The sequence below is a fragment of the Haloleucobacter ellipsoideus genome (genome assembly GCF_052491725.1).
Genome location: NZ_JBQWAR010000019.1, coordinates 178930 through 192789 on the forward strand (window position 1 = coordinate 178930; position 13860 = coordinate 192789).

The following is a 13860-nucleotide window of genomic DNA, read 5'->3' on the forward strand; positions in this document are numbered from 1 at the left end:
CTGGAAAAGCTGGCGTTTGTCCTCCATCCTTGGCACCTTATGGACGGATCTGGCCCGCATCAGCCGGCAATGCCGGTTTATACTTGTGTCTTCTTCAACTCCTCAGGCTGATGGCTTAAACGCCATGAAGTCCCCCTGATCTGCAACGGGTGGGTGCCGTGACCATTTATCTGCCGATTGCCGAACTGCCGGTGGCGATTTTCAGCATCTTCGCCATGGGTATTGCCGTGGGGTTTATCTCCGGCATGTTTGGCGTGGGCGGCGGGTTTCTCATGACGCCGCTGCTGATCTTTACCGGCATTCCCCCGGCAGTCGCGGTGGCCAGCGTTTCGCCCTATATGGCTGCATCCTCCTTTTCCGGCGCGCTGTCCTATCTGCGCAAGGGGATGGTTGACCTGCCCCTTGCCGGCATTCTCCTCGCGGGGGGCGGGGTGGGCACGGTATGTGGCGTGGCCCTGTTCACATGGCTCGATACCATCGGGCAGGTGGATCTCATCATCCGCCTTTCCTACACGGTCCTGCTGGGCGGCATCGGCTTCATGATGCTGGCGGAAAGCGTGCGGGCCATCATCCGCACCCGCCATGGCGGAAAGGCGCAGGTGCGGCGGCCGGGAACCCACAGCTGGGTGATGCGCCTGCCGCTGAAAATGCGTTTCCGGCGCGCCCGCATCTATGTGTCCACCATCCCCGTCGTGGCGCTGGGCTGGATGATCGGCCTGCTGGGCGCGGTGCTGGGCGTGGGCGGCGGCTTCATTCTCGTGCCGGCGCTGATCTATCTGCTGCGGGTGCCCACAACCACTGCGGTTGGCACCTCATCCGTGCTGACGGTCGCCACCATGGCCGCAGCGACCGTTCTGCATGCCGCCAGCAATGGCACGGTGGATGCCGTTCTGGCCTTTGTACTGATGATCGGCGGCACCATGGGTGCGCAGTTCGGCGCCCGCACGGGGCAGACCATCCGCCCCGATTATCTGCGCCTGCTGCTCGCCCTGCTGGTGCTCTCGGTGGGCCTGCGTGTGGCGTTCGATCTGGTGCGCACGCCAGCGGACCGTTTCGTGGTGACCCATGTGGAGACGCCGGAATGAGCGCTCCTCATCCCCTCCGGCCTCTTCTGAAACTGCTGTGCTGCATGGCTGGCGCGGGGCTGTTCCTGCCCGCCTCGCCTGCATCCGCCGATATGCCGGAGCCCTCCCGCAACAAGGTCGTGCTCTCCATTTCCCAGCCGGAAGTGCGCATCTCGTCCAACTTCACCGGGGCGGAGCTGGTGATTTTCGGCGTTGCCGAAAAGGATGAGGATCTGGACCTGAACCCGGATGTCGTCATCACGGTGCGCGGGCCCAATGCCAGCTTTGTCACCTGGCGCAAGGCGCGGGTGATGGGGCTGTGGATCAATACGGCCAGCCGGACCTTTGTTGCCGCGCCATCATTCCTGAGTGTACAGGCCAGCCGCCCGCCGGAGGAGATGGCCAGCCTGCAGACCCTGCGTCTGGAGCAGATCGGCCTGATCCGCAATCTGCTGCTGCAAAGGGTGGGGCCGGATTTTGCCGATGTGGTGCCGACAGACCCCTTCCGCGCCGCCTTTCTGCGCATTCAGGAAAGCGAGCATTTCTATCAGGAGAACCCGGAAGGGGTGCGCTTCATCGCACCCGGCGTGTTCCGGGCGGAAGTGAAGATTCCCGGCCGCGCGCCCCTGGGCCATTATGAGGTGACAGCCAAACTGCTGCGGGATGGCAATGTGATCGCGCAGGCTGTGGGTGGTTTCGATGTGGAGCGCAGCGGTTTTGAACAGGAGGTTGCAACCCTGGCACAAAACAATGGTGTTGTTTATGGTGTCATAGTTGCAGTCGGCAGCCTTTTGGTTGGCTTTATAGGTAGCATTGTATTCCGGAAGGAATGAGATGAGTCATATTCCATCTCAAAAAGAGTTCCCGACAGATTTTACAACCTGCTCATGGGTCGAAACCCGGTTTTTACACGTATCAAGAGCAGAAACGGCATATCGCTTATTTTTTCATCAGCCCTGCTCTTGCAGTTCACCGCCCCAGGCGGCAAACAAGAGCAACTGAATCGGGTATTTTCTCCCGCCTGCTGACACAGAGCTTCGGGTGCCTAGCCCTGACCGGCACCCGTTGAGACGGGACGGTGCTCCAAGCACCGTCCCGTTTCTCGTTCAGCAAGGGCCTCAGCTACAGATCCGCCAGAGCGGGGATGGCGGGTTCTGGTGGCTATGGCTGTGATTTTCAGGCATATAAGAGCCGGTGGCCAGCCCCCGGGTTCTGCTGCAACCTGCCGAGAGACTGGCAGGCCGCCATTTGCGTCACGCATCGGCCCGGCTCTTCCAGCAAATGTCCGGCCCGGCAGGGAGGCTCATGTGGCAGGTACCATCTCCGTCAGCGTCGAGAACAGCGTCGCCCGCCTTGTGCTCTCCAATGCGGAACGCAGAAATGCCATTTCCGCCGGCATGTGGCAGCAGATTGCCGATTTCGCCAAGTCTGCCAGCCAGCGGGGCGATATTCGCATTGCCATTCTGCGGGGTGAAGGGGAACTGGCCTTCTCTGGCGGCGCGGATATTTCAGATTTCAATGGCGCGCGGGCAGATGCTTCCGGCGCACAATCCTATGATGATCTCGTCGAGGCTGCCTGCGCGGCAGTCGAGGCGCTGCCTTTTCCCACTCTGGCCCTCATCCGGGGCGCCTGCGTGGGCGCCGGTGCAGCGCTTGCGGCAAGCTGTGACCTGCGTCTGGCTGCGGCGGATGCCTTCTTTGCCATTCCGGCCGCCCGGCTGGGGCTGGGTTATGATCCACGCGGCCTGCCGCGTCTTCTGCGCGCCTATGGAAGCCAGGGCACGCGCACCCTTTTCTTCACGGCAGACCGCCTGAGCGCCCAGCGCGCCTTTGAGCTTGGCGGCGTCGATTTTCTGACAGAAGCCTCTGAAGCGGAAGCCGCCGCTGAAAAGCTGGCGAAAAGAATTGCGGAAAATGCCCCGCTGACCCTGAAGGCGGCCAAGCTGGCCATCCGTGCCGCTGAAGGCGCCCCGCATGCGGTTCTGGCAGAGGCGCGCCGGGCAACCGCACTTGCCAACAGCAGTGAGGACTATCGCGAGGGACGCCTTGCCTTTGCTGAAAAGCGCGCACCCCGCTTTACAGGCGTGACCCGCCCGCACAAGCCGGCATAGAAGCAAAAGAGGCGACGCCCGAAGGTTGTCCCGCTACCGCTTCAGTACAATGGGACAAACCGCAAAGGATGCGGCCTTCTTCCTGTTGCAGATACATGTGGCCGGGCGGGCTGCCCCCTGAAGGAGAAGGCAGCCGCGCCAGAAACAGGTCCGGTTCAGCCGGATGTCTTCAGCCTTGCATTGCAGGCGCTCCAGAACTGCGGCCACTTCTGGTCCGCCGGCACCTGGCCGGCGGCCTTCAGCTTGCGCCATTCCTCCCCACACTGCTTCTGCCGGGCGCGGGATGCATCCCGGCCCTGCCCGGAAGATCCGGCGGCATCCCTGTTCCTGTGGGGCGCGCCATCCTGTGCGGACTGGGGGCGGGTGCGCTTCGCATCTTCCGGGTTTCGCGGCGGCCGCTCCTTGGCGCCTTTCCGCTCAGCGCCTGAAGTGTCGCTCGCCTTCAGCCTGGCGCTACAGCCTTTATAGAAGTCCTGCCATGTCTGGCCGGCCGGAACCTTTCCGGCATTCTTGGCAGCGGTCCATTCATCACCACAGAGCTTCATGCGGCTGGGCGGCGCGGCATCGGCCGTCGCCGGAAACAGGATGAACGCCGCGCCCAGAGCGAGCCCAAGGCCGAACGCGCTTTTCCAGCTCGCGATCCGTGCCCCCTTGCGGCCCATATGCGCCGCCCCGGGCCTGTTACGCCCGCACGAGACTGTGCCTTCGCCCTGCCCCCGAGACCTGCTCATGCTCATCCCCCGCCTGTATTTTTCAGATATCGAACCGCAACCGCATTATACATGGCGCGTAGCAGACCAGCATCACGAGTTGCGGCCCCCTTTCATTCTTACCGGTTCATCCACAAGCTGGTATTGGCAGATGCGCTCACCACATATATGTTCCGGCCTCCTGATTGGGGCGTAGCCAAGTGGTAAGGCAGCGGATTTTGATTCCGCCATTCGGAGGTTCGAACCCTCCCGCCCCAGCCAGTTTTTCCTGAAAACATGCCCGAACGGCCACAGCACATCCCGGCACAATGCGCCCCGAGGGATGGCAGAAGCGGAAAACGAATAACCCCGCCGCAGCGGGGTTATGCATGGTTCAGGTTTGCAGGCAATTCAGGCCGCTTCGCGGATGCTCAGCCATGAGAATGTCGTGAACATCAAAGCCCACAGCACATAATCAAATGCCTTTTCGGCATCGCCCAGGCACAGGGCATAGGCAAATGCCACCCAGCCCGCCAGCGCCACGATAATCATCACACCCAGCAAGATCCGCATCTTTCCCTCGCATCGACGAATCCAGATGAATTTCCCGCCAATCTAGCAGATCATCCGGCACATTGGCTCTGGCAAGTGCGGCAGCAGGGCGCCACAGTCAAGAGGAGGGCTTCAAAACACCCCTTATTGCCCAGCATGACGCTTTTCTGAAACCGCTCCATATCGACGCTTCACACGCGGCCGAAAACCGCACGACCCTTGTCTGTCTCTGCGGCATTTGGCACAAGCATGCTGCACTGCACATGCAGACTGCCCCGGAAACAACACTGGTGAAGCCCCTCACATGATTGCAATCGGCTGCCTTGCCCCTCTCATCCTCGGCGTCATGGGCGCACTGGGCGGACACTGGCTGGCCGGCAATACCGGCCTGCTCTGGGGCGGTGTGGGCGGGCTGGTGCTTGGCGGCCTTGTGCTCGGCTTTTCCGGCTGGGTCGTCTTCCAGATGAAGAAAGACGTCTGAACAGCCGGAAACAGCCTAGTCCTGCACCGGGCCTTCACAGACCCGCCATCGGCCTCAAGAGAGCTCTTCCTCCAGCCGGTTGGCGATGGTGCGCAGAATCTTCACCCGGGCGAAGCGCTTGTCTTCCGCCTCCACCAGTGTCCACGGGGCAAGCGCGGTAGAGGTGCGATCCACCATTTCCGTCACCGCCTCTTCGTAAAGAGGCCACTTGGCGCGGTTCCGCCAGTCTTCCGGTGTCAGCTTGAAGCGCTTGTAGGGAATGGCCTCGCGCGCCTCGAAGCGGAGCTTCTGCTCTTCCTGGCTGATCGCCAGCCAGAATTTGAGCACGATCAGGCCCGAGCGGGAAAGCTCTGCCTCGAAATCATTGATCTCGCCATAGGCGCGCCCCCAATCGGATGGCGAGCAGAGCCCTTCCACGCGCTCCACCAGAACGCGCCCATACCATGAGCGATCGAAGATCGCGGTTTGCCCCAGAGACGGAATGGAGCGCCAGAAGCGCCACAGATAGGGGCGCGCCAGCTCTTCATCGGTTGGCGCCGCGGTGGGATAGACCCGGAAATAGCGTGGGTCCAAAGCCTGTCGCACCCTGCGGATGGCAGATCCCTTGCCGGCCGCATCGCTCCCCTCGAAAGCCAGCACAAGGCCCCTTTTCTCGAAGGCGGAAGAAGTTGTCGCCGCTGTAATCCGATGCTGCTCCCGTGCGAGCTGGGCATCATAATCGCTCTTCTCCAGCTTCTGTGTCAGATCAAGCGTGGAAAGAATGGAAAAGCGCGGCAGAATTCCGGCATCAATGCTCGGGATGGTGGGCTTTGGAAGAGGCTCGGCCTCCGTCTGCGGCAGGGTCGTTATGCGCCGCAGCTTCTCCAGCAACACCCCACCAATGGTGGCATCGCGATAGAGGGAATCGCTGGCCGGAACCACCTGCCAGGGGGCGAAATCGGTGGATGTGGTGCGGGCCACTTCTTCCGCCACATTCTTCAGCCGCTCGCGATCCGTCTTTTTGGTGAGTTCCTTCCACTCCCGCACCACCGGGCGCTTGTAGCTGCCATCGGTCAGCGCCTTGAGGCGCTTGTGTGCTTCCTTGTGGTCCAGATACAGCCAGATCTTGAGGATGCTGACGCCTTCGGCATCCAGCATCGCCTCGAAGCGGCGGATGCGATCCATGCTGCGGGCCAGCATGTCATCATCCGCGCGCCCCAGAATCCAGTCATTGATCGGCTTGTGATACCAGGACCCCAGCATCAGCCCGATATCGCCATAGGGAGGCAGGCCACGCCAGTATTTCCACATGGTCGGGTGCTTGCGATCATCATGGCCGATGTCTTCGGTATTATAGGTCAGCGTATCGAGCTTGCGGATATCCAGCCAGTTGTACAACTGGTTGAGCACCGCGCCCTTGCCCGCGCCATCAGGACCATGAATGAGCACCAGCAGGCTGCGGCGGTTCTGCTCGATCAACTGGAACTGAACATTGAGCAGCTCTTCCCGCAGGCTGGGCGCCAACGCCTTGAAGGCAGCCTTGTCGAGGGTATGGTCAACCTTGGCCGACTCGAACATCCAGTAAGTTCCCTTCCGAAAGAATGGGGCCGGATAGCATGATCCGGCCGCCAGGAGGCATAACACGAATGTTACAGAAGGGACGCCTCCGGGAAATACCCGAGGAAAACCCTCGACATGCCGTTTTGCAAGCGCTGCCCCTCATCAGGAGAAGGCGCGCCTCTTCCGCAGCATGAGGACCGCCCTCAGGCCGGCGCCCGCACCGTTTCGGCCGAAGGCACCTTCACCCAGGCCTCCCCATCCAGCACCACCTCTCCATTCACGGAGCAGACGCAGGACAGGCGCGCGCGACACTTGGCCGGCATCAGCTCCACCACCTGCACTTCCACATCCACCGTGTCATCAATGCGCACGGGCGCGCGGAAATTGAGTGTCTGGGAAATATAGATCGCCCCCGGCCCCGGCAGGCGCGTGCCCAGAACGGCGGAAATCAGCCCGGCCGTGTAAAGCCCGTGTGCGATACGCCCGCCAAAGGGGGTTTTGGCTGCAAAATGCTGGGAAAGGTGGATCGGATTACGATCCCCCGTCAGCTCGGCAAAGCCGACAATATCCGAAGACGAGATCGTCTTGGAAATACGCTCGGTCCTCCCGACCGAAAGATCTTCGAAAAACAGGTTCTGGAGTTCAAGAAACATGATCCACCACCGACTTCTTTGGTCAGATGACGGACTGTAGGGCGTTTTGCACCGCATTCAAACGCGAAATACCGAACAACCGGAGTTGAAAGATCAGCACCTTGATGCGTGATGCGGTGCAAGGAGCGGCTTACTCAGCCGCTCCGCGCCATTTGCGGGCGAGTTCGACGAGAGCCTCGTCCTTCTCATCCGGCAGAATCAGGTTGATCCGCACCTTCATGTCGCCATGACCGCCGCCCTCCCTGGGCAGCCCCTTGCCGCGCAGGCGGAATGTGCGCCCACCCGAGGTCCAGGCCGGCACATTCAGCTCAACCGCACCCGTGAGCGTGCGCACGCGCACTTTCGCGCCCAGTACGGCATCGGCCAGTGGCACATCCACATTCTGGCGCAGATCATCGCCATCGCGCTCGAACACGCCATGGGTGGCATAGGAGATGGTGACATAGGCATCACCCGCAGGCCCGCCCATCGGGCTGGGATGGCCCTGCCCCTTCAGGCGCATGCGATGACCCTCGCGGGTACCTGCCGCGATCTTGATCTCGATCTGCTTGCCATTCGGCAAAGTGACGCGCTTCTTCGCTCCCTCCGTGGCCTCTTCAAAGCTCACGGCAAGGGAAAGCTCCACATCCGCACCGGGCGAGGGCTGGAAACCGCCACCGGCAGAGCGGCGCTGACGCCCAAAGCCGAAAATATCTCCGATATCCTCGAAGCCGCCACCACGGGCAGAGCCGCCGCGGCGCGCGCCACCCGGACCAAAAGAAAAGCTCTCGAAAATCGTATCGCCATCGAAGCCGGAAAAGCCGCCTGGCCCGCGTCCGCCACCAAAGCCGGAGAATTCGGGCGCGCGCGGCTTGCCTTCGGCATCAATCTCGCCACGGTCATACTGGCCGCGCTTTTCCTTGTCGGCCAGAATTTCGTGGGCGGTATTGAGTTCCGCGAACTTGTCCTGCGCCTTCGGGTCAGACGCGTTCGCGTCAGGATGCAGCTTTTTCGCCAGCCGCCGATAGGCGCGCTTGATCTCCGCTTCGTCGGCTGTCTTGGAAATGCCGAGAACTTCGTATGGATCACGCATCAATCATCACCTCGCCGGCCAGCATTTTCATACACCAACCGCAGGCAGCATGTGGGACCGGAGAGACAAAAATGCAACGCCTCCCCCTGCCTCAACCGGCAAAATCATGGCCAAAATATCCGGTTGCGACCATTTTCTAGGTCTGGTCCAGCACCCGCACCTGGGAGAACTGCGTTTTGCCGGACTTGCGGCATGCCTCACCGCGCACCCAGCGATCCGCCACCTGCTCCATGAGTATGGCGATCATGAAGTCACGGCACCCGCCACTGCGCGCCGCCCCGATGGGAGTTGCGGTGCCACGCGCGCCGGTTTCCATATTCTGCCATTCCACCGAGACGTCATCATCCACGGCTTCCAGCGCCTCATCCAGCGCCTGGGTGGCCATGCGCCAGTCTGAAACGATAATGCCCTGCGGCGGTTCGGGCAGGTTGTCACGCGCAGTGGAGGGGCGCGATGAGATGGAGCCGGTCTCCAGATCAGCGTCGTCCAGCGCCGCGCCCATGCCCGAGCAGCCCCCGCATGCGGCAACAAGCGCAAGCAAAACCACGCCGGCTCCAGCGCGGAGCCCTTCGCGAAAGCGGACGGGACTTCTATAAGAAGGTGTCCGCTCCCATTCGGGCGCGGTCGGGATTCGACGAGGCACAAGGGGCTCCCACATGACGACGCAGAACCCAAAGGAAGCCCATGACCCCTTAACATCTGGTGATTTCACGCAGGCCAAAGACCCGTTTGGCCTGTTTCAGCAGTGGCTGGCGGATGCAGAGAAGAATGAGGTTAACGATCCCAATGCCATGACACTGGCAACTGTGGATGAAACCGGCCTGCCGGATGCGCGCATGGTTCTTCTGAAGGGGGTGGATGACCGGGGATTCGTTTTCTACACCAATACAGGCAGCGCCAAGGGGCGCGAGCTGGCGGGCAACCCCAAGGCCGCACTGGTGTTTCACTGGAAATCACTGCGCCGGCAGGTGCGTGTGCGCGGCCCCGTGGAAAATGTGAGCGATGCCGAGGCGGACGCCTATTTCGCCTCGCGCCCGCGCCTCTCCCAGATCGGCGCATGGGCCAGCCAGCAATCCACCCCTCTGGAAGGGCGCTTCGCGCTGGAGGCCGCAGTGGCCAGGACCACGGCCAAATATGCCATCGGCACCGTGCCACGCCCGCCGCACTGGACCGGCTTCCGCCTGCTGCCCGTCTCCATCGAGTTCTGGCATGACCGGCCCTTCCGCCTGCATGACCGTGTGGTCTTCCGCCGCCCCTCGCCGGAAGCTTCATGGGAAACCACCCGCCTGTTTCCCTGAGCGCTGGCCCTCAATGCATGAAAAAAGGCGGCCCGGAAGGCCGCCTTTCTTTTTGGTCCGGCATGCGCGGCCTTGATGGCCACGCATTCATCAATCCAGATTCAGCACAGCAGATGCACCGGCAAGGCTGTGATACCCGCCAATGACGATCTCCTCCAGCCCTTCGGCCTGCGGGCACAGATTCTCCGCAAAGAAACGCGCAATGGCGATGCGGGAGTGCAGACGCGGATCGCTGTCCCCTTCGCTGATGAGCCGGGCGGATGCGATGGCCGTGCGCGCCAGATAGGCACCACCTGCGGCGCGGGCGAACAGGCGCAGATAGGGGGTCGCCCCGGCCAGCACCTTGCCCGTATCCTCGCCGAGCCAATCCTTCACCTTCGCCGTTGCACGGCCGAGCGCCTCCACGGCCTCTGCCAGCCGCTCACCGGCATGGCCGAACAGGGCGCTGTCCTGTGCCTTCAGCTCATCGGCGGTCTGGCGGTAGCTGTCGATCAGCGCATCCACCACCGCGCCGCCTTCGAGCGGCAGCTTGCGGGTCACCAGATCTATGGCCTGAATGCCGTTCGTGCCCTCATAAATCGCGAAGATGCGGGCATCGCGATAATGCTGTGCCGCGCCGGTCTCCTCGATATAGCCTGCACCGCCATGCACCTGCACGCCAAGCGAGGTGACCTCGATGCCGGCATCCGTCGAAAAGGCCTTGGCGACCGGGGTGAGAACGCTGGCCTCCGCGTGGGCGGCGCTGCGGGCATCCGCATCCGGCAGGCGGTGATAGCGGTCAAGGGCGTCTGCGGTCATCAGGCAGATGGCGCGGGCGGCATCCGTTTCGGCGCGCATGGTCATCAGCATGCGCTGCACATCGGCATGCATGATGATGGGGGCCATGCCCTCCCCGGTCCAGCCCGGCGCCTTGCCCTGCCGGCGCTCCTTGGCATAGGCCAGGGCGCGCTGGGTGGCGCGCTCGGCCACCGCCACACCCTGAATGCCGACAGCCAGACGCGCATTGTTCATCATCGTGAACATGCAGGCGAGGCCACGGTTTTCCTCGCCGACCAGCCAGCCGATCGCGCCCTCTCCCTTGTCACCGAAGGTCATGGTGCAGGTGGGGGAGCCATGCAGGCCCAGCTTGTGCTCCAGCCCGGTGCACCACACATCATTGCGCGCGCCAAGGCTGCCGTCCTCATTCACCAGATATTTCGGCACCACGAACAGCGAGATACCCTTCACGCCCGCGGGCGCATCCGGCAGGCGGGCGAGCACCAGATGGATGATGTTCTCGGACACATCCTGCTCACCATAGGTGATGAAGATCTTGGTGCCGAAAATGCGGTAGGTGCCGTCATCCTGCTTCACCGCCTTGGCGCGCAGGGCGGCCAGATCGGAACCGGCCTGCGGCTCCGTCAGGTTCATGGTGCCGCTCCATACGCCGGAGACGAGCTTTTCCAGATAGGTCTTCTGGAGATATTCGGAGCCATGGGCGGTGAGCGCCTCAACGGACCCCATGGTCAGAACGCCGCCAATGCCGAAAGAAGGCGAGGCGGAGTTCCAGAACTCTGTCAGCGCCGATGTCACCGACAGGGGCAGATTCTGGCCGCCGAAGCGCTCTTCCGCCGCCACGGCGCCCCATCCGGCTTCCGTCCAGCTCTTGTAGGCCGCCTTCCAGCCCGCAGGAGTGGTGACCGCACCATCCTTCAGCACACAGCCCTGCTGGTCTCCCACGCGATCCAGCGGATCGACGACGGCCGAGGCAAACTTGCCCGCCTCTTCCAGAACCGGCTCGACAAGATCAAGGGTCAGGTCGACCAGACCCTCATCCGCCAGTCGCGGCAGGGCCGTACAGGTCTTCAGGAAAAAGGAAACATCCTCCACGGGAGCACGATACGTCATCACTCTCTCCTTGCGACGCACGCCCCATGCGTGCAGCTTGACCCAAACGGCCGTCCGCGCTCTAAGCGCCGATGCCGGCCCGCTCGCGGAAGTGTCCGTGCGCGACATTCATGTGCGCGCCGCCTGTTTCTGATTATGCCCCATCAGGAACGCGACTTCCGTTTACGGAAGCCTCTTATGACGGGGGCTGCAAGATGACGCAACCAGAATGGCCCAGCCAATTTCACACCGCCCCACACAACTTCTGCACATACAGCAGCAGGATGCCATAAAAATTGCTGCATCCATATTGCAAAGCGGTGGCCTCCTCGCCTTCCCGACCGAGACCGTCTATGGCCTTGGGGCGGATGCGACCAATCCACAGGCGGTTGCGGATCTCTATGCCGCGAAGGGGCGACCGGCTTTCAACCCGCTTATTTCGCATTTCCCCCATGCGGAAGATGCAATCCAGAATGGTATTTTCAACGATGCCGCACGAAAGCTTGCGGCTGCCTTCTGGCCGGGGCCGCTGACTCTGGTGGTGCCGTTCGCCGGAGGCGCGATCTGCGATCTGGCACGGGCGGGTCTGGATACGGTGGCGCTGCGGGTGCCGGATCATCCTGTTGCCCAGGCCCTGCTTGCGGCCTGTGGATGCCCTGTGGTTGCCCCCAGCGCCAACCGCTCCGGCCATGTCTCGCCCACATCCGCCGCCCATGTGATGGAGGATCTGAGCGGGCGCATCGATGGAATTCTCGACAGCGGCCCGACGGAAGTCGGCGTGGAATCCACCATCATCGATGCCACGGGGCCCATCCCCTATCTTCTGCGCCCGGGCGGGATCACGCGGGAGGCGATCGAATCCGTTCTCGGCTTTGCGATCACGGCGGCCGCCGTGGATGACAGCACCCGCCCGGCCTCTCCCGGCCGTCTTGCCTCCCATTATGCGCCGCGCGCGCATGTGCGGCTTGATGCATCCGGGGTCGAGGCCGGAGAGGCGCTGCTCACTTTTGCCGGAGCAACTCCGCCGGGCGCTGAACAGGCGGCGACGATATTCGACCTCAGCCCGGAAGGAGACCTCACCCAGGCGGCAGCGCGCCTGTATGATGCCCTGCGCACGCTGGATGCCTCGGGCGCCCGTGCAATTGCTGTCGTGCCCCTGCCCCGGACCGGACTTGGCGAGGCGATTGCCGACAGGCTGGGCCGCGCTGCCGCCCCCCGTCCGCAAGAAGACCTTATGATCAATACATAAATTCTGCTTTCAACCCCTCCCGTACAGGCCGTGCGGGCAGGACGAAAGCACTATCCGACCAATTGAGCCGCCTCAAATTCAGGTGCCGGGGATATGAATATGGTATGATTCAAAGAAAACCAGTGCCCCGGGGAGGCGCCCACGTCCATGTCTACATTGCTCGTCACCCATCCGGCTGGCCTGAAACATCTCACACCGGACGGTCATCCCGAGCGGGCCGATCGCCTGCGTGTGCTGGATCGCATTCTGGAGCAGGAGAAATTCTCCCTTCTCGCGCGGGATCTTGCCCCGCTCGGAGAGCGCCGGGACATCATTCGCGTTCACCCTGAGGATTTTGTCGATGCGCTGGGCGCGGCGGTTCCCGCCGAGGGTATCGTGCGTATCGATGATGATACCGTCATGTCGCCGGGAAGCTGGGAGGCGGCCCTGCGTGCGGTTGGCGGAGCCTGCTTCGCCGTGGATGAGGTGATGGAGCGCAAGGTCGCCAATGCCTTTGTGGCCATGCGCCCGCCCGGCCACCATTGCGAGATCCGCAAGCCCATGGGCTTCTGCCTGCTCAACCAGGCCGCCATCGCTGCCCGCCACGCACAGGCCAAATATGGGGCTGACCGGGTCGCCATAATCGATTTCGATGTGCACCACGGCAATGGCACGCAGGCCATTTTCTGGAATGACCCGAGCGTGATGTATTGCTCCACCCACGAGATGCCCCTGTTTCCGGGCACCGGGGAGCTCGGCGAAACCGGCGAGGCAGACACCATCGTCAACGCCCCCCTGCGGGCAGGTGATGATGGTTCGGTATTCCGTGAGGCCATGATCACCCGCATCCTGCCCCGCCTTGAGGCTTTCAGCCCGGATCTGGTCATCATCTCCGCCGGTTTCGATGCCCACAAGGATGACCCGATGGGCGATATCCGGCTGGTGGAGAGCGACTTCACATGGGTGACCCAGCGTCTCATGGCGCTGGCAGACAAGACATGTGACGGGCGCGTGGTCTCCCTGCTGGAGGGGGGATATGACCTCAATTCCCTCGCCACCTCTGCCGCAGCCCATGTCACGGCACTCATGCGCGGCTAGAGAGCCCTTCCAGTTCAGCCAGACATCTGTGCTTGCAACAGTGCAAGCACAGATGCGGATTGGCGCAACATTGCCGCGCGCGCGAAAAAATCTGTTATTTTTCAATGCGTTGAAGAGATTCTCCAGTGTGAGCTGGAACATGGCGGACATCTGGCCTCCGCCGTGCCTCTCGCTCCGCGCGAGCCGGTTACCATATTGAGGGGGAAGCA

14 protein-coding genes and 1 tRNA gene are annotated in these 13860 nt (G+C 62.5%); 8 read left to right on the forward strand and 7 right to left on the reverse strand.

Annotated elements, in window-relative coordinates:
- The first annotated feature begins 158 nt into the window (after positions 1 to 158).
- The 3 genes from ACT6QG_RS10930 to ACT6QG_RS10940 all read left to right on the forward strand — a co-directional run bounded on the left by ACT6QG_RS10930 (position 159) and on the right by ACT6QG_RS10940 (position 3175).
- Positions 159 to 1085 (forward strand): sulfite exporter TauE/SafE family protein, encoded by a 927-nt coding sequence (locus ACT6QG_RS10930; protein ID WP_444977599.1) that lies wholly within the window; start codon positions 159 to 161, stop codon positions 1083 to 1085.
- On the forward strand, positions 1082 to 1897 hold the full coding sequence (locus ACT6QG_RS10935) for a TIGR02186 family protein (RefSeq protein ID WP_444977600.1): 816 nt from the start codon (positions 1082 to 1084) through the stop codon (positions 1895 to 1897). The genes ACT6QG_RS10930 and ACT6QG_RS10935 overlap by 4 nt, the downstream gene beginning before the upstream one ends.
- 474 nt (positions 1898 to 2371) lie before the next feature.
- On the forward strand, positions 2372 to 3175 hold the full coding sequence (locus tag ACT6QG_RS10940; RefSeq protein WP_444977601.1) for an enoyl-CoA hydratase-related protein: 804 nt from the start codon (positions 2372 to 2374) through the stop codon (positions 3173 to 3175).
- 155 nt (positions 3176 to 3330) lie between these two features.
- Here the strand turns inward: ACT6QG_RS10940 and ACT6QG_RS10945 are convergent, their stop codons facing one another.
- The gene (locus ACT6QG_RS10945; RefSeq protein WP_444977602.1) at positions 3331 to 3906 is read right to left on the reverse strand and encodes a hypothetical protein; all 576 of its coding nucleotides are present in this window, start codon (positions 3904 to 3906) and stop codon (positions 3331 to 3333) included.
- Between the two features lie 165 nt (positions 3907 to 4071).
- Here ACT6QG_RS10945 and ACT6QG_RS10950 point away from each other — a divergent pair.
- A tRNA-Gln gene (locus tag ACT6QG_RS10950) sits at positions 4072 to 4146 on the forward strand.
- A 129-nt stretch (positions 4147 to 4275) separates the two neighbouring features.
- Here the strand turns inward: ACT6QG_RS10950 and ACT6QG_RS10955 are convergent.
- Positions 4276 to 4437, reverse strand: a complete 162-nt coding sequence (locus tag ACT6QG_RS10955) for a hypothetical protein (RefSeq protein ID WP_444977603.1) — start codon at positions 4435 to 4437, stop codon at positions 4276 to 4278.
- 283 nt (positions 4438 to 4720) lie between these two features.
- On the opposite strand from ACT6QG_RS10955, the gene ACT6QG_RS10960 reads away from it, so the two are divergent.
- A complete protein-coding gene (locus ACT6QG_RS10960) occupies positions 4721 to 4897 on the forward strand; it encodes a hypothetical protein (RefSeq protein WP_444977604.1) in 177 nt (58 codons plus the stop codon).
- A 54-nt stretch (positions 4898 to 4951) separates the two neighbouring features.
- Here the strand turns inward: ACT6QG_RS10960 and pap are convergent, their stop codons facing one another.
- The 4 genes from pap to ACT6QG_RS10980 all read right to left on the reverse strand — a co-directional run bounded on the left by pap (position 4952) and on the right by ACT6QG_RS10980 (position 8708).
- Positions 4952 to 6454 (reverse strand): polyphosphate:AMP phosphotransferase, encoded by a 1503-nt coding sequence (pap, locus tag ACT6QG_RS10965; RefSeq protein WP_444977605.1) that lies wholly within the window; start codon positions 6452 to 6454, stop codon positions 4952 to 4954.
- Positions 6455 to 6639: 185 nt separating this feature from the next.
- Entirely contained in the window at positions 6640 to 7089 is a 450-nt protein-coding gene (locus tag ACT6QG_RS10970) for a MaoC family dehydratase (RefSeq protein WP_444977606.1), read from the reverse strand.
- Between the two features lie 130 nt (positions 7090 to 7219).
- Positions 7220 to 8161 carry a DnaJ C-terminal domain-containing protein gene (locus ACT6QG_RS10975; protein ID WP_444977607.1) on the reverse strand — a complete coding sequence of 314 codons (942 nt, stop codon included), beginning with the start codon at positions 8159 to 8161 and terminating at the stop codon, positions 7220 to 7222.
- Between the two features lie 136 nt (positions 8162 to 8297).
- Positions 8298 to 8708: an RT0821/Lpp0805 family surface protein gene (locus ACT6QG_RS10980; RefSeq protein WP_444977608.1), complete on the reverse strand. Its 411-nt coding sequence runs from the start codon at positions 8706 to 8708 to the stop codon at positions 8298 to 8300.
- A gap of 109 nt (positions 8709 to 8817) precedes the next feature.
- On the opposite strand from ACT6QG_RS10980, the gene pdxH reads away from it, so the two are divergent.
- Positions 8818 to 9459, forward strand: coding sequence for a pyridoxamine 5'-phosphate oxidase (gene pdxH / locus ACT6QG_RS10985; protein ID WP_444977609.1), 642 nt, complete (start codon positions 8818 to 8820; stop codon positions 9457 to 9459).
- Between the two features lie 90 nt (positions 9460 to 9549).
- Here the strand turns inward: pdxH and ACT6QG_RS10990 are convergent, their stop codons facing one another.
- Entirely contained in the window at positions 9550 to 11346 is a 1797-nt protein-coding gene (locus ACT6QG_RS10990; RefSeq protein WP_444977610.1) for an acyl-CoA dehydrogenase family protein, read from the reverse strand.
- Positions 11347 to 11554: 208 nt separating this feature from the next.
- Here ACT6QG_RS10990 and ACT6QG_RS10995 point away from each other — a divergent pair, with 208 nt between their 5' ends.
- Positions 11555 to 12574, forward strand: a complete 1020-nt coding sequence (locus tag ACT6QG_RS10995; RefSeq protein ID WP_444977611.1) for an L-threonylcarbamoyladenylate synthase — start codon at positions 11555 to 11557, stop codon at positions 12572 to 12574.
- Between the two features lie 147 nt (positions 12575 to 12721).
- On the forward strand, positions 12722 to 13651 hold the full coding sequence (locus tag ACT6QG_RS11000) for a histone deacetylase family protein (protein WP_444977612.1): 930 nt from the start codon (positions 12722 to 12724) through the stop codon (positions 13649 to 13651).
- Positions 13652 to 13860 lie beyond the last annotated feature (209 nt).